This window comes from Streptomyces sp. enrichment culture (genome assembly GCF_964273255.1).
Taxonomy (GTDB): domain Bacteria; phylum Actinomycetota; class Actinomycetes; order Streptomycetales; family Streptomycetaceae; genus Streptomyces.
In genome coordinates this window covers 5,126,496-5,140,330 of record NZ_OZ186835.1, presented here as the reverse complement: position 1 = coordinate 5,140,330, position 13,835 = coordinate 5,126,496, and the positions used below count along the sequence as shown (strand labels likewise).

Sequence of the window (13,835 nt, the reverse complement as noted above, 5' to 3'; positions counted from 1 at the left end):
GGACGATGTGCAGCGCTTCGGGCGTCACCGGGCGCCCGCCTCACTCAACCGCCGGTCGAGCTCGGCGTCCAGAGCCGCCTGTTCGCTCGCGCTCGGGTCGTAACCGTTCCACTCCCGCAGGGCTGCCTTCGCCCGCTCGGCCCGTTCCGCACGCTCCTCGGGAGTGAGCAGCGTCTCCGCCAGGTGGGAAAGGTAGCCCCGCAGGGACATGCCCTCGGAGGACGCTATCCGGGCGAGCCTGTCGCGGGCCTCGGCGGGGATGCGGACGTTGGCGTCGGACATGGTGCCTCCTTCGTTCCCGACCGACAGGGTACGGGTACGGGTACGTACCCGTCCAGCGCATGCCACCCTCACATGACGGCCTCGCCGCACAGTCTTCTGCGGCTGACCCACGGAACGCTGCTCAATCCTCCGTCCAGCGCGGACAGCACCGACTGGGCCGACTGGGCCGACTGGGCCGACTGGGCCGATCGTTGGGCCGAGCACCGCATCCGCTCGCGCGGGAGCCACCTGGCCTCTCTGGCTCTGCGCATCTGGCCGTCCGCGGACGACCTGATCACGAGCTGAGCGGCAGACGAGTCGGGCTGTACGCCGGGTTCTGTTCCGGCGGGTCCTCGCGGTCCCGCCGGCGACGGCCATCCATCTAGGGCCGGTGTTGCCACCGGCCTCGTGCGGTCTACCCGCGGACTCGGGCGGGCAGCCCTCGAACGTCCGCGCAGAGACGCTTCCGAAGAGGCGTCTCCTCTTGACCTTGCTCCGGGTGGGGTTTACCTAGCCGCCTGAGTCACCTCAGGCGCTGGTGGTCTCTTACACCACCGTTTCACCCTTACCGGGGACCGAGGTCCCCGGCGGTCTGCTTTCTGTGGCACTGTCCCGCGGGTCACCCCGGGTGGCCGTTAGCCACCACCCTGCCCTGTGGAGCCCGGACGTTCCTCGGGGAGTCCCGTGAGGGAATCCACGCGGCCGTCCGCCCGGCTCGTCTGCCGTGTGGACCATGGTACCGGGCGCCGGCGGGGTCCCGGTGCCGCCGGCCGCGGGGGCGAGGGCTGCGCGGGCGTGGCCGCCGGGGCCGCGGCTTCCGGCGGCGTGGGCTTCGAGGTCGTCGTCCTCGGGGAGGCGGCCGTCGCCAGGACCGAGCCGGTGAGGATGAGGGCGAAGGCGGCCAGGACGGTGGCGGTGAGGGCCTCGTCCAGGAAGACGGTGCCGGCGGCGACCGCGATCGCCGGGTGGAGGTAGGTGATCACCGAGGCGCGGATCGGGCCGGCCTCCTTGATCAGTTCCAGGAAGGCGACGAAGGCCACCGCCGTGCAGACCACCCCGAGGGCGGCGAGAGCGGCCAGGGTCTCGGCCGAGGGCAGGGCGGCCGGGCGGGTGAGGTACGCGGCGGGGGCGTACACCAGGGCGGCCAGGGCCAGGCAGGGGGTGATGAGGTGCAGGGTGGGGACGTCCTTGAGGTGGCGGTTGGCGATGAGGGGGGCCGTGGCGTAGCCGACGACGGTGACCAGGACCTCCGCCAGGGACAGGGCGTCGCCGCCGGTGAGGTGGGGCGCGGTGAGGACGGCGACGCCGCCGATGCCGAGACCGAGGCCGGTGAGGCGGCGGGCGCCCAGCGTCTCGGCGGCGCCGAAGAAGCGGGACAGCAGGACGCCGACGATCGGCACGCCCGCGATCAGCAGGCCGGCCGTGGAGCTGGACAGGTGCCGTTCGGCGTCGGTGAGGGTGTACCAGGGGGCGATGATCTCGATGACGGCGAAGGCCAGCATAGGTTTCCAGTGCGCCCGCACGTTCCTGGTCAGGCCCGGCTGGCGCAGGGCGAAGGGCAGCAGGAGGGCGGCGCCGAGGGCGCAGCGGGCGGAGACGACCGTGGACGGGGACACCTCGTCCACGGCCACCTTGATCAGCAGGTAGGGGATCCCCCAGACCAGGCCCATCAGGGAGAACAGGAGCCAGCCGCGTGCAGTCATGCGGTGAGTGTCGCGGCGGTCAGCGTGTGGCGTCTTGAACGCTGTTGCGGTACGCGGCCGGGGTCACCCCGAGGACGCGGCGGAACCAGCGGGTGAGGTGGGCCTGGTCGGCGAAGCCGACGAGGGCGGCGGCCTCGGCCGGGCGCAGTCCGGCGTCGAGGAGGGCGCGGGCCCGGGTCACCCGGTACTGGGCGAGCCACGCGTACGGGGGCACCCCCATCGTCGTGCGGAAGGCGCGCAGGAGCTGGTAGCGGGACAGGCCGAGGCCGGCGGCCAGTTCGGCGAGGGAAGGCGGAGCGAGCAGTTCGTCGGCGAGGCGGTCCCGGACGGCGCGGGCGACGGGGCCGGCGTCGGGGAGGGTGTCGTCGCCCGGGCGGGCCGTGGAGTGGCGGCGGGCGAGGGCGGTGAGCAGCCAGGGCAGCCGGGACTCGGCCTCCAGGGGGTCGGGGTGGGCGCTGAGGTCGGTGTGGGTGCGGCGCAGGGCGGCGGCGAGTTCGGGGTCGTCGAGGACGGGTTCGCGGAAGTGCGGCAGGCCGGTGCCGAGGGTGCCGTCGGTGAGGAGGGCGGGGGTGGCGTAGAGGGCGCGGTAGGCGTAGCCGTCGGGGGCGGCGGGGCCGCCGGTGTGCATCTCGCCGGGTTCGAGGACGACGATCGATCCGGGGCCGGAGACGATGCGTCCGCCGCGGTAGGCGATGACCTCCAGGCCGCCGACGGTCACGCCGACCGTGTACTCGTCGTGCGCGTGCGGGGCGTACTCGTGCCGGTCGAAGCGGGCGGTGAGCAGGTCGAGTGGCGGCCCGCACCGGCCGAGCCGCGCCCTGGTCCAGCGTGCCTGTTCCCGTACGTTCTCCGTGTTCCCCACCGCGCACCCCCGGATCAGGGGATCAGACGAAGTCGGCGGTGTCCAGGTCGAAGGCGAAGGGTTCGGGCAGGGCAATCGGTTTGCCGAAGGGGCGGGTGCATTGCTCCCGGTACTCGTCCTTCTCCGGGTCGCTGAACAGCGTGACCGAGGAGATGCCGCGGTCGACGAGCAGGTAGAGGGGGATGGCTCCGCGGGCGTAGCAGTGGCGCTTGGCTTCGCGGTCCGTACGGGGTTTGCCGGAGGTCACCACCTCCATGACCAGCGCGACGCCGTCGCACGGCATCCAGGAGTCCGCTCCCCGGTACAGGCGCGACGCCGCGGGCGCGAAGACGCCGTCCGGGATGACGTGGTTCTTCGGGCACGCCCCGCCGCTGCTCAGCCTCAGGCCCTTGTTCCCGGAGAACTGCATGGCGGTCCGGGATTCCCTGATCACCTGCGTCACGATCAGCCCGATGTAGTCCTCGTGGTCCCCGTCCGGCGGCGGCGTCACAACGATCTCCCCCTCGATCAGCTCCGCCCGAAAACCCTCCGGGGTGTCCAGGGCGAGGAAGCCCTCGAGCAGGACATCCGCCTGCGAGAGCGGCTCATGGGCCATGGCAGTCACGTCACGCCCCTCCCTCGGTCGCTCGCCAGAGTGGGGCATCGGGGGATCACCTGGTCGTGGATCGGGAGTCGTTCCCTCGATCGTGGCACACGGAGCGGCCCCGCGGGCGGTGCGACGGTGGCCGGTTGACCCTGCCGCTGCGTCAACGTTTCTACTGGGGGCATGCGGATCGGAGAACTCGCCGCGGCCGTCGGTGTGACCACGCGGGCCGTGCGGCACTACCACCACCTCGGGCTGTTGCCGGAGCCGGAGCGGCTGAGCAACGGCTACCGGAACTACACGCTGCGGCACGCGGTCGTGCTGGCGCGGATCCGGCGGCTGACGGAGCTGGGGCTGGGGCTGGCCGAGGTGCGGGACGTGCTCGCGGACGACGCCGGGAAGGACCTGATGGAGGTGCTGACGGAGCTGGACGAGGACCTGGCCCGGCAGGAGGCGGCGCTCCGGGAGCGGCGGGCTCGGTTGCGGGCGCTGCTGGAGACGGAGGGCGGGCTGACCGCCGACGGGCCGGTGTCCCCGGAGCTGGCCGGCCTGTTCCAGGAGCTGGCCGGCCTCGCCGACTCACCCTCGGCGGTCAAGGACCGGGAGGTGCTCGCGCTGATCGAGACGACGGCGGCGCCCGAGGAGCGGGAAGCGTTCATCGCCATGTTCGGCAGCGCGCTGTCCGCGCCGGGCGGGGTGGAGCGGGCGCAGCGTGCGTACGCCCTGCTCGACGCGCTCGCCGACGCCGGTACGGACGATCCGCGCATCGACGAGGCCGTCGGCCTCTTCGTCGCCTGCCTGCCCGAGGGGCTGGTGCCGCCGGGGGCGGGCTCCGTCGACCAGGAGCACAGTTTCCTGCGCGCCCTGTACGCCGATTTCGCTCCGGCCCAGGCGGAGGTGATCCGGCGGCTGCTGCGGAGGCTCGGGGAGGAGCGGGGCGCGTGAGCGGGCGGCGGCGTGGGGGTGTCCCCGGCGGGTGAGCCGGGGCCCGTGAGCGGTGGGGCCGCGGGGTTTCCCGGCAGGTGGCGGCGGGGCGCGTGAGCGGGCGGCGGCGTGGGGGCGTCCCGGCAGGTGGCGGCGGGGCGCGTGAGCGGGCGGCGGCGTGGGGGCGTCCCGGCAGGCGGGGGCAGGGCGCCTGAGCGGGTGGGTCGCGGGTGTCCCGGCGGGTGGGGCCGGGGAGCGGGCGCCGTACGCTTGCGGCGGGGTGCCGCCGGCCGGGTCGCCGAGGCCCGCGCGCCGGGGACGACCGGGGCTGCCCGGGAGCCTCGGGCCCGCGGACCCCCGATGCCTGAGCCGAAGTCGAAGGAGTACGTGTGCTTGTCCTGCTGCCGCCGTCCGAGGGCAAGGCCGCTTCCGGCCGCGGGGCCCCGCTGCGCACGGAGTCGCTGTCGCTGCCGGGGCTGACCGATGCCCGGGAGGCCGTGCTCGCCGAGCTGGTCGACCTGTGCGCCGGGGACGAGGACAAGGCGCGCGAGGTGCTGGGGCTGAGCGAGGGGCTGCGGGGCGAGGTCGCCAAGAACGCGGAGCTGCGCACGGCCGGGACCCGGCCCGCCGGGGAGATCTACACCGGGGTGCTGTACGACGCGCTGGGCCTGGCCACGCTCGACGCGGCGGCGAAGCGGCGGGCGGCGCGCTCGCTGCTGGTGTTCTCGGGGCTGTGGGGGGCGGTCCGGGTCATCGACCGGATCCCGTCCTACCGGTGTTCGATGGGCGTGAAGCTGCCGGGCCTCGGGGCGCTGGGCGCGCACTGGCGGTCGGCCATGGCGGAGGTGCTGCCGGAGGCGGCGGGGAACGGGCTGGTCCTGGACCTGCGCTCGGCGGCGTACGCGACGGCCTGGAAGCCGAAGGGCGAGATCGCGGGGCGAACGGCGACCGTGCGGGTGCTGCACGCGCCGACCCGGAAGGTGGTCAGCCACTTCAACAAGGCGACCAAGGGCCGGATCGTCCGGAGCCTGCTGTCGGCGGGGTCGGCGCCGGGGAACCCGGCCGAGCTGGTCGACGCGCTGCGGGAGCTCGGGTACGAGGTGGAGTGCGAGGCGCCCGCCAGGGCGGGGACGGCGTGGGCGCTGGACGTGCTGGTGGCGGACGTGCACTGAGGCCCGAGGGCGCGCGGCACAGGCATTCCGTTGCGCACTGTGCAATGCGCTTTGCGCAGGGTGCTCTCGCGCGGCAGCATGACCGGCATGAGTTCACCCCTGCCCTCTTCCGACCCGTCCTCCGACCCGTCTTCCGACCCGTCTTCGGGCCCCTCCCCCGCCGCTGACTCCCACCCGGGTGCCGGTGCCCCCGCCGCCTCCCTGCTGGATCTGGCTCCCGTCGTACCCGTGGTGGTGGTCGAGGACGCCGCCGACGCCGTGCCGCTGGCGCGTGCGCTGGTGGCCGGGGGGCTGCCGGCGGTCGAGGTGACCCTGCGGACGCCCGCCGCGCTCGACGCGATCCGGGCGGTCGCCGCCGAGGTGCCCGGGGCCGTGGTCGGGGCGGGCACGGTGCTCACGCCGGGGCAGGTGGACGACGCGGTGGGCGCCGGTGCCCGCTTCCTGGTCAGCCCCGGCTGGACGGAGCGGCTGCTGGAGGCGATGCGGGCGTCGGGGGTGCCGTTCCTGGCCGGGGTGTCCACGGCCTCGGAGGTGGTCGCGCTGCTGGAGCGCGGGGTGCGGGAGATGAAGTTCTTCCCGGCGGAGCCCTCGGGCGGCACGGCGTATCTCCGGGCGCTCGCCGGGCCGTTGCCGCAGGCGCGCTTCTGCCCGACGGGCGGGGTCGGGCCGGACAACGCGCCGGACTACCTGGCGCTGCCCAACGTCGGCTGTGTCGGCGGTAGTTGGATGGTCCCGGCGGACGCCGTGGCCGCCGGGGACTGGGCACGGATCGAGCGGCTGGCCCGGGCCGCGGCCGGGCTCAGCGCAGGTGCGACGTCTCGTTGAACAGGCGGACGCTGGCGTTGCCGTCGCCGTAGTAGGCGATCGCCGACAGGGAGGCCGCCGACAGTTCCATGCGGAACAGGGCTTCGGGCGGGGCGCCCAGGGCGAGCCGGACGAGCGTCTTGATGGGCGTGACGTGGGTGACGAGCAGGACCGTGCGGCCCGCGTGGGCGGCGATCAGCTTGTCCCGCGCCGCGGCGACCCGGGCGGCGGTGGCCGCGAAACTCTCGCCGCCGCCGGTGGGTTCGGCATCGGGCGCGGCCAGCCAGGCGTTCAGGTCCTCCGGGTGGCGTTCGCGGACTTCGCCGAAGGTGAGGCCCTCCCAGGCGCCGAAGTCCGTCTCGCGCAGCCCCTCCTCGACCTGCACGTCCAGGCCGAGCCGGGCGGCCACGATCCGTGCGGTCTCCAGGGTCCGGGCGAGCGGGGACGCGACGACCGCCTGCACGGTGCCGCGCCGGGCCAGGGCCGCGGCGACCCTCCCTGCCTGCTCCCGGCCGATGTCGGAGAGGGACGGATCGCTGCCGCCGCTGCCTGAGAAACGCTTCTGCGGGGTCAGTGGCGTCTCACCGTGCCGGAGCAGGACGAAGGTGGCCGGCGGGCCCATGTCGGCGGGCGCCCAGCCCGAGCGGGGGGTGGCGACGACCCCGGCGGCGCGGACGTCGGCGTCGGCCTTCCCTGCGGCCTCGGAGGCCGGCCCGGTCCCGGAGTCGGTGTCTGCGGCGCCGGCGGCGGGCGGGACGTCGTCGTCAGAGGCCGCCGGGGACGGTGCCGCTGCCGGGCGCGGTGCGGTCGTCGGCGCCTCCGGCTCCTGGCCGGCCGCTCCCGTCCGGTTGCGGGCCGCGCCCTCGGCGAGGGCGGCGCGGGCCCGGGCCGCTCCGGCCGCGGCGTCCCCGGGCGGGCCGTCCGGTTCGGGGACCGCCGGGCGTGCGGGGCGGGCCGGAGGGGTGTCCAGGTCGGCGGTGGAGGCCGCCGCGGACCACTGCTCCCCGCGTGCGCCCGCGTCCATCGCCTCGTTGGCCAGCCGGTCGGCGTGCTTGTTGCGCTCGCGCGGGATCCACTCGTAGGTCACCCGCTCGCGCGGGAAGATCCGCGCCGCCTCGGCCGCCAGCGGCTTCATGTCGGGGTGCTTGATCTTCCAGCGGCCGGACATCTGCTCGACGACCAGCTTGGAGTCCATCCGCACGCGGACCACGGCCTCCGGGTCCAGGTCGCGGGCGGCCCGCAGGCCGGCCAGCAGGCCCCGGTACTCGGCGACGTTGTTGGTGGCGACGCCGAGGTACTCGGCGGCCTCCGCCAGGGTCTCCCCCGTCGCCGCGTCGCTCACCACGGCCCCGTACCCGGCGGGCCCGGGGTTGCCCCGCGACCCGCCGTCCGCCTCGACGATGAACTCCCGCACCGGCAGGGCTCCCTACAGGCCCGACTCGGAGGTGCGCACCAGGATGCGGCGGCAGTTCTCGCAGCGCACCACCGTGTCGGGGGCCGCCTGGCGGATCTCGTTCAGCTCGGTGATGGCGAGCTCCTGACGGCAGCCCTGGCAGGAGCGGGCGTACAGCTTCGCCGCGCCGATGCCGCCCTGCTGCTCGCGCAGCTTGTCGTACAGCTTGAGCAGGTCGGCGGGGACGGACCCGGCGATGACCTCGCGCTCCTTGGTGGCGGCGGCGACCTCCGCGTCGATCTCCTCGAACGCCGCGTCCCGGCGGGCGGTCGCGTCGTCGATCTTCGCCTGGACGGAGGCGACCCGCTCGGTCAGCTCCCCGGCCCGCTCCTGAGCGGACTCGCGGCGCTCCATGACCTCCAGGACGACGTCCTCCAGGTCGCCCTGCCGCTTGGCGAGGGAGGCGATCTCGCGCTGGAGGTTCTCCAGGTCCTTGGGCGAGGAGACGGCACCGGAGTCGAGGCGCTGCTGGTCGCGGGCGGCGCGCTGGCGCACCTGGTCCACGTCCTGCTCGGCCTTCGTCTGCTCGCGGGCGCAGTCGCTCTCCTCGGTCTGCGCGGCCACCAGCAGGTCGCGCAGCTGGGTGAGGTCCTTGGTCAGCGACTCGATCTCGGCGTGCTCGGGGAGCGACTTCCGCTTGTGCGCCAGCTGCTGGAGGCGGACGTCGAGGTCCTGGACGTCGAGGAGTCGGATCTGGTCGGCGGGCGCGGCGTTCAGTTGGGGGCTCCAGAGGTATCGGAATCGGAGGCGGCGCGCGAAGCGGTCCTCCGAGGGGTGGTGGGCGACGGTTCGGCGGACGCCGCGTGGGCGGTCCAGGGGTCCGTGACCGTCCGGGACACGTGGACCCTCAGGCCCCAGCCGTGGCGGTCGGAGATCTCGTCGAGCTGGGCCGCCGCCAGCTCGCACCAGGGCCACTCGGTGGCCCAGTGGGCCGCGTCGAGCAGCGCGAGGGGGTGCTGGGCGCGGGCCTCGGACACCGGGTGGTGGCGCAGGTCCGCGGTGAGGAAGGCGTCCACACCGGCGGCCCGGACGTCGTCGAAGAGGCTGTCGCCGGATCCGCCGCTGACGGCGACCCTGCGCACCGGGGCGTCGGGGTCCCCGGCGACCCGGATGCCCTGGGCGGTGGCGGGGAGCCGGGCCGCCGCGCGGTCGGCGAGTTCGCGGACGGTGACCGGCCGGTCGAGTTCGCAGACGCGTCCCAGGCCGCGGCGGCCGTCGGGGTCGGTGGGATCCGGGACGAGCGGGCCCACGACGCGCAGGTCCAGGGCACCGGCCAGCGCGTCGCTCACACCCGGGTCGGCCTTGTCGGCGTTGGTGTGGGCGACGTGCAGCGCGATGTCGTTCTTGATCAGCGTGTGCACCACACGGCCCTTGAAGGTGGAGGCCGCGACCGTGGTCGTCCCGCGGAGGTAGAGGGGGTGGTGGGTGACGAGCAGGTCGGCGCCCAGCGTCACCGCCTCGTCGACGATCTCCTGGACGGGGTCGACGGCGAACAGGACCCGGGAGACCTCCTGGCCGGGGTCGCCCACGACGGTGCCGACCGCGTCCCAGGACTCGGCCCGTTCGGCGGGCCACAGGTTCTCCAGCGCGGTGATGACTTCAGACAGACGGGGCACGCAGCACAGGCTACCTGGCTGTTCGGCGCCGCCGTAACGGGATGTTCGACGGCAGTGCGGCGGATGTTCGGGGCGCCGGGACGGACAGGCGTGCGGTGCGCGGGATCCGGGTCGGCGGGGCCCGTCAAGGGGGACCGGTCGTCCGGGTCATGCCGACCCGACCGGGTCACGGCGGCCCGTCCGGATGACGCCGGCCCGGCCGGATCACGTCGGCCCGGCCGGATCACGTCGGCCCGACCGGATCACGTCGGCCCGACCGGATCACGTCGGCCCGACCGGATCACGCCGGTCATACGGGACGCACCGGTCGTCCGGAACGCGCAGACCGTACGGAACGCGCCGGGTCCGGGGGCGGACGGACGGCAGCCCTGTCCAGGACGGTGCGGAGAGCGCACCGGGGGCCGCCCCTCGGCGCAGGGCCGCCCGGCTCGTCCCGCCGCCCGGTGCGGTGCGGTGCTGCACGGTGCGGCGCGGCACGGCGCGGCGCGGCGCGGCGCGGCACGGCACGGCACGGCACGGCGCGGCGCGGCGCGGCACGGCGCGGCACGGCACGGCACGGCGCGGCGCGGTGAGCACACGCGTTCCCGCTTCCTCAGGCGAATCGATTCTGGGACACCCGTATGTGTGAAGCGGAGTGCCGCCGCTCCCCCGCCCGTGCGTGCGAAAACTACGTTCGTCGCCGGAGGTGACCGAACCATGACGGCCTGTGCGATCGAACCTGCGACCGGTCACGACGACGGGACCGGGCCCCGGACCGGGCCGACGGGCTGCGTGATCACGGCGGACCGTTCCTACGCCGCGCGTCTCACGTCCGCCGACGGCTCCCCGGTGCCGGAGCGGTGGACCCTCGACGGTCCCGAGCCCTACGCGGTCCCCCTGCCCGGCAGCCGGCCCGAGGAGCCGGGCACCGAGGTCCAGCCCCTGAGCGACGGACGGGTGCTGATCCACCGGCCGGTGGCCGGACGGCACGTCTTCTTCCTGCTCTACCCGACCGGCCCCGGCACCGGCGAACTGCCGCTGGGCGCGGTCGAGTGCCCGGACGCCGGGACACGGCTGCGGCTGCTGCCGCCCGCGCCGGACGGGGAACGGGCGTACGCGCTGGCCGTGGGACCACGGTCGACGACCGTGTGGATGGTGGCGGGCGGCGCGTTCGGGCCGGAACGGGTGGCCGACCTGCCGGGGCGCTGCTCGGGCGGGGTGTGGCTGGACCACGCGGGCCGGATGCTGGCGCTGGACCGGGAGACCGGCGGGCGCACCAAGGCGGTCGTGGTGGACCTGGAGCGCGACGGCGAGGTGTCGCCGCTGCTGCAGATCGCGGCCGAGAGCGACGACCGGGTGCTGCTCGCCGACCCGGACAGCGGGCTGCTGCTCATCAGCTCGGACGCGCCCTCGCCGGGCAGCCCCCGCGTGGGCTGGGGCGTGCTGGGCAGCACGCTGCCGGTGCGGTTCCCGGAGTGTCTGCGGGTGCCGGACTGCGCGGTCACGCCGTTCGCGATCCAGCCGGGACAGGTGCTCACGCCGGAGGGCTGTGCGGTGGCGCTGCGCCTCGACGGCCCGTTCGGCAGCTGGGTGGGGCTGTGGCGGCCGGCCGAGCGGCAGGTCCGTCATCTCCCGGCGCCGGACGGGTGGCTGACCGGCACCGGCTGGTGGACGGAGGACGGGGTGCTGGGCCTGCCGTACGCCACCCGGGACGTGCCGTGCGGGGTGGCGCGGGTGCGGGCGCCGGCGTCCCCAGCGGGCCGGGACGGGACGGACGGCGGGGACGGCGGGAACGGCAAGCACTGTGGGGGCGGCGGGGGCGGCGGGGACGGCGGGGACCCTTCGGACACCGGGGCGGCCGGGGTGCCCTCCGGGGCGTCGTCCGGAGGCGTCGAAGGAGCGTCCGGAGAGGGATCCGGGACGTCGTCCGGAGCCTTCGCAGGAGCGTCCGGAGAGGGATCCTCGGCGTCCGCTTCTCCTCCCGCCGCCCCCGCCGCGCCGCGGCCCGTTCCGCTCCAACAGGCGCCCCTGGCACGGCTTGTAACGAAGTAGTGGCGGTCGGTGCGTTCGCCTGGATCCGGGGGGTCGGGTGCCGGTTAGACTCGCCCGGCTGTAGGAAAGATCAGTATGACGGGGTGAATTCTTCTCGATGAACGACGCCATGACGCAGCAGGCGCCGACCGCCGACGGCGGGCAGGTCGCCCCCGGCCACGGCAAGCACCGCGGGCCGGTCTCCACCCAGGACGGCGGGGCCGCTCCGCGCGGACGGCACCGCAGGCCGGTGGAGGAGCAGGAGCGCACCGAATCGGCCGCCTGACACAGCGCACCGTGGGAAACAACACGGTCCGGCCCCGCCCGTCGTACGACGGGCGGGGCCGGACCCGTTCCGGGCGGAGTCGTGGTGCGCCGCCCGGAACGCCGGTCGGCCTACGGCGCCCCTGACCCGGTCGGCCTGGCGGCGTTCAGAGGGGGACGACGGTGGTGCCGACGAGGACGGGCGCGTCGTCCCGCTCCACCACGCCGACGGCCACGCGCACCCGACCCGCCCCTGCCCGGGGCGCCTCCCCGGCCGCCTCCCCGGCCGCTTTTCCGGCCGCCGCCCCGGCCCGTCTGCCGGACGGGTCCGGACCGGCGCCCCGCCCGCCGGCGTCCGTGGCCCGCCGGATACGGATCCGCAGGGTCTCGCCCGGGTAGACCACTCCGGTGAACCGGGCCGTGAACTCCCGGACCCGGGTGACGTCGCCGCCGAGGACGGAGTCGACGACGGCCTTGAGGGTCATGCCGTAGGTGCACAGGCCATGCAGGACGGGCCGTGGGAAACCGGCCCGCGCGGCGAACTCCGGGTCGGCGTGCAGGGGGTTCCGGTCGCCGGTGAGGCGGTAGAGCAGGGCCTGGTCCTCCCGCACGGGGCGTTCCACGACCAGGTCGGGTTCCCCGGCGGGCGGTTCCCGGCGCAGGGACGGGCCCCGCTCACCGCCCCAACCGCCCTCCCCGCGCACGTGGATCCACGCCTCGTCGGTCCACAACGGCCCGTCGGCGTCCGCCACTTCGGTGCGCATCACCAGGACGGCCGCCGTACCCTTGTCGTACACCGCGACGATCCGGCGGGTGGCGGTGGCCCTGCCCTCGGCCGGCAGCGGTCGGTGCAGCGTCAGCGCCTGGCCGCCGTGCAGCACGCGGGCGAGGTCCACGTCCACCCCCGGCAGGGACAGCGCGCCGATCACGCCCGGCGGCCCGCCGCCCGCGACGGTGGCGAAGCCGGGCAGCACGCGCAGCCCGCGCTCGAAGGCGTAGCGCAGTTCTCCCGGGTCGGTGGCGGGAACCCCGGCCCCGATCGCGAGGTGGTAGAGCAGGACGTCCTGGACGCCCCAGGTGATCTCACCGGTACGGGGCGGGGCGGTGAGCGCCTCGGTTGCGTCGACGGGCATGGGACCAATCCTCCTCCGCACGGCGGCACTCCGGCACAGCAACGGGCCTTTGGGGCGGCTTCATCCGTTCCGGGGGCCGGGGGTGCTGGTGCCCCGCTGCTCGGGGCGCCGGAAGAGCCCGGCCCACAAAAAGTCCCTGCCGAAGACCGGTGCCTCCTCGGGCTCCTCGCGCATCCGGCCCAGTTCGACCTCCCTCAGACCGGAGAAGATCCGGCGCAGGGACACGTCCGTGTAGGCGAGCCCGCCCCGGAGACCGCCCCCCGTGTAGAACGCGGCGTCCGGGAGTTCCGAGCCCATGCCGCCGGCCGCGAAGCAGGCGAGGGCGAAGTGACCGCCCGGTGCGAGGACCCGGTCCAGGAGGGCCAGGTAGGTGATCCGGCGGTGCGGGGGCAGGTGGTGGAAGCAGCCGGAGTCGTACACGAGGTCGTAGGGGCCGGTCAGCGGGGCCGTGTCCTCGTCCCGGTTGCTGCCGGGGGCGGTCGCGCGTACCCCGGTCAGGGTGAAGGCGTCCCCGCGGTGGAAGCGGACGTCCGCCCCGCTTCCGCCGCCCGCTCCCGGGCCCAGGCGAGGGCGGCCGGGGACAGGTCGACGGCGTCCACGTCGTAACCGTGGGCCGCCAGGTACAGCGCGTTGCGTCCGGGCCCGCAGCCGAGTTCCAGCGCCCGGCCCCCGGTGAGGAGTCCCCGTTCCACGCAGGACACGAGGTGCGCGTCGGGTTTCGCGGCGAAGAACGGCACCGGGCGGGAGCGGTCGGCGTAGAAGCCGTCCCACCAGTCGGCGCCCCGGTCCGTCCAGCGGTCGGCCCCCGGTGCGAACAGGTTGTCCAGCAGGTCCAGTACGTCGTCGACAGTGCGCGTGCTCCGGTCCATCCGGTCCCCTTTCCAGGCAGGGCAACACTACCGCCGGGGAAGGTAAAAGCCCAGGTCAGACAGGGTGCGCGAGGGCGAGGCGAGGAGCCTGGGCGGCCCGCTGCGGGGCGGCCGGCGGAGTGCCGGACCACCTGCCCGCGCCGGTGCGGAAAGGCTCTCACGGACGGGACGGAAGGCCGTC

13 protein-coding genes, 1 other RNA gene and 2 pseudogenes are annotated in these 13,835 nt (G+C 75.1%); 6 read left to right on the top strand and 10 right to left on the bottom strand.

What is annotated here, in order from left to right:
- Positions 1-24: 24 nt before the first annotated feature.
- A complete protein-coding gene (locus ACSU53_RS22300) occupies positions 25-282 on the bottom strand; it encodes a hypothetical protein (protein WP_437030325.1) in 258 nt (85 codons plus the stop codon).
- 72 nt (positions 283-354) lie between these two features.
- Between ACSU53_RS22300 and ACSU53_RS22295 the strand changes: the two genes are divergently transcribed.
- Positions 355-567: a hypothetical protein gene (locus ACSU53_RS22295; protein WP_437030323.1), complete on the top strand. Its 213-nt coding sequence runs from the start codon at positions 355-357 to the stop codon at positions 565-567.
- A 4-nt stretch (positions 568-571) separates the two neighbouring features.
- Here the strand turns inward: ACSU53_RS22295 and rnpB are convergent.
- The 4 genes and pseudogenes from rnpB to ACSU53_RS22275 form a co-directional block, all read right to left on the bottom strand.
- Positions 572-979, bottom strand: an RNA gene (gene rnpB, locus ACSU53_RS22290) — RNase P RNA component class A.
- A 205-nt stretch (positions 980-1,184) separates the two neighbouring features.
- Positions 1,185-1,931: pseudogene (locus ACSU53_RS22285) on the bottom strand (DMT family transporter); the annotation flags it as partial.
- A 52-nt stretch (positions 1,932-1,983) separates the two neighbouring features.
- Positions 1,984-2,826 carry an AraC family transcriptional regulator gene (locus ACSU53_RS22280; protein WP_437030321.1) on the bottom strand — a complete coding sequence of 281 codons (843 nt, stop codon included), beginning with the start codon at positions 2,824-2,826 and terminating at the stop codon, positions 1,984-1,986.
- 22 nt (positions 2,827-2,848) lie between these two features.
- Positions 2,849-3,421 (bottom strand): Uma2 family endonuclease, encoded by a 573-nt coding sequence (locus ACSU53_RS22275; protein ID WP_437033340.1) that lies wholly within the window; start codon positions 3,419-3,421, stop codon positions 2,849-2,851.
- A 171-nt stretch (positions 3,422-3,592) separates the two neighbouring features.
- On the opposite strand from ACSU53_RS22275, the gene ACSU53_RS22270 reads away from it, so the two are divergent.
- The 3 genes from ACSU53_RS22270 to eda all read left to right on the top strand — a co-directional run bounded on the left by ACSU53_RS22270 (position 3,593) and on the right by eda (position 6,330).
- Positions 3,593-4,354: a MerR family transcriptional regulator gene (locus ACSU53_RS22270; protein WP_437030320.1), complete on the top strand. Its 762-nt coding sequence runs from the start codon at positions 3,593-3,595 to the stop codon at positions 4,352-4,354.
- 368 nt (positions 4,355-4,722) lie between these two features.
- Positions 4,723-5,505 (top strand): peroxide stress protein YaaA, encoded by a 783-nt coding sequence (gene yaaA / locus ACSU53_RS22265; protein ID WP_437030318.1) that lies wholly within the window; start codon positions 4,723-4,725, stop codon positions 5,503-5,505.
- A gap of 87 nt (positions 5,506-5,592) precedes the next feature.
- The gene (gene eda / locus ACSU53_RS22260) at positions 5,593-6,330 is read left to right on the top strand and encodes a bifunctional 4-hydroxy-2-oxoglutarate aldolase/2-dehydro-3-deoxy-phosphogluconate aldolase (RefSeq protein WP_437030316.1); all 738 of its coding nucleotides are present in this window, start codon (positions 5,593-5,595) and stop codon (positions 6,328-6,330) included.
- On the opposite strand, the gene ACSU53_RS22255 is transcribed toward eda, so the two are convergent.
- The 3 genes from ACSU53_RS22255 to ACSU53_RS22245 are packed head-to-tail and all read right to left on the bottom strand — an operon-like array spanning position 6,305 to position 9,378.
- Positions 6,305-7,723, bottom strand: coding sequence for a bifunctional RNase H/acid phosphatase (locus ACSU53_RS22255; protein WP_437030314.1), 1,419 nt, complete (start codon positions 7,721-7,723; stop codon positions 6,305-6,307). The genes eda and ACSU53_RS22255 overlap by 26 nt on opposite strands.
- 12 nt (positions 7,724-7,735) lie before the next feature.
- Positions 7,736-8,479 (bottom strand): zinc ribbon domain-containing protein, encoded by a 744-nt coding sequence (locus ACSU53_RS22250; protein ID WP_437033338.1) that lies wholly within the window; start codon positions 8,477-8,479, stop codon positions 7,736-7,738.
- The gene (locus ACSU53_RS22245) at positions 8,476-9,378 is read right to left on the bottom strand and encodes a Nif3-like dinuclear metal center hexameric protein (protein ID WP_437030312.1); all 903 of its coding nucleotides are present in this window, start codon (positions 9,376-9,378) and stop codon (positions 8,476-8,478) included. The genes ACSU53_RS22250 and ACSU53_RS22245 overlap by 4 nt, the downstream gene beginning before the upstream one ends.
- Positions 9,379-10,074: 696 nt before the next feature.
- On the opposite strand from ACSU53_RS22245, the gene ACSU53_RS22240 reads away from it, so the two are divergent.
- The gene (locus tag ACSU53_RS22240) at positions 10,075-11,409 is read left to right on the top strand and encodes a hypothetical protein (RefSeq protein ID WP_437030310.1); all 1,335 of its coding nucleotides are present in this window, start codon (positions 10,075-10,077) and stop codon (positions 11,407-11,409) included.
- A gap of 97 nt (positions 11,410-11,506) precedes the next feature.
- Entirely contained in the window at positions 11,507-11,674 is a 168-nt protein-coding gene (locus tag ACSU53_RS22235; RefSeq protein WP_437030308.1) for a hypothetical protein, read from the top strand.
- Between the two features lie 145 nt (positions 11,675-11,819).
- On the opposite strand, the gene ACSU53_RS22230 is transcribed toward ACSU53_RS22235, so the two are convergent.
- Positions 11,820-12,785, bottom strand: a complete 966-nt coding sequence (locus tag ACSU53_RS22230) for a MaoC/PaaZ C-terminal domain-containing protein (protein ID WP_437030306.1) — start codon at positions 12,783-12,785, stop codon at positions 11,820-11,822.
- A gap of 60 nt (positions 12,786-12,845) precedes the next feature.
- Positions 12,846-13,654: pseudogene (locus tag ACSU53_RS22225) on the bottom strand (class I SAM-dependent methyltransferase).
- Between the last annotated feature and the right edge of the window lie 181 nt (positions 13,655-13,835).

What these genes read in the sequence shown, in the direction of transcription:
- ACSU53_RS22300 (WP_437030325.1), bottom strand. Translation starts at nt 282, where the DNA reads ATGTCCGACGCCAACGTCCGCATCCCCGCCGAGGCCCGCGACAGGCTC.
- ACSU53_RS22295 (WP_437030323.1), top strand. Translation starts at nt 355, where the DNA reads ATGACGGCCTCGCCGCACAGTCTTCTGCGGCTGACCCACGGAACGCTG.
- ACSU53_RS22275 (WP_437033340.1), bottom strand. Translation starts at nt 3,421, where the DNA reads ATGGCCCATGAGCCGCTCTCGCAGGCGGATGTCCTGCTCGAGGGCTTC.
- ACSU53_RS22270 (WP_437030320.1), top strand. Translation starts at nt 3,593, where the DNA reads ATGCGGATCGGAGAACTCGCCGCGGCCGTCGGTGTGACCACGCGGGCC.
- eda (WP_437030316.1), top strand. Translation starts at nt 5,593, where the DNA reads ATGAGTTCACCCCTGCCCTCTTCCGACCCGTCCTCCGACCCGTCTTCC.
- ACSU53_RS22240 (WP_437030310.1), top strand. Translation starts at nt 10,075, where the DNA reads ATGACGGCCTGTGCGATCGAACCTGCGACCGGTCACGACGACGGGACC.
- ACSU53_RS22235 (WP_437030308.1), top strand. Translation starts at nt 11,507, where the DNA reads ATGAACGACGCCATGACGCAGCAGGCGCCGACCGCCGACGGCGGGCAG.
- ACSU53_RS22230 (WP_437030306.1), bottom strand. Translation starts at nt 12,785, where the DNA reads ATGCCCGTCGACGCAACCGAGGCGCTCACCGCCCCGCCCCGTACCGGT.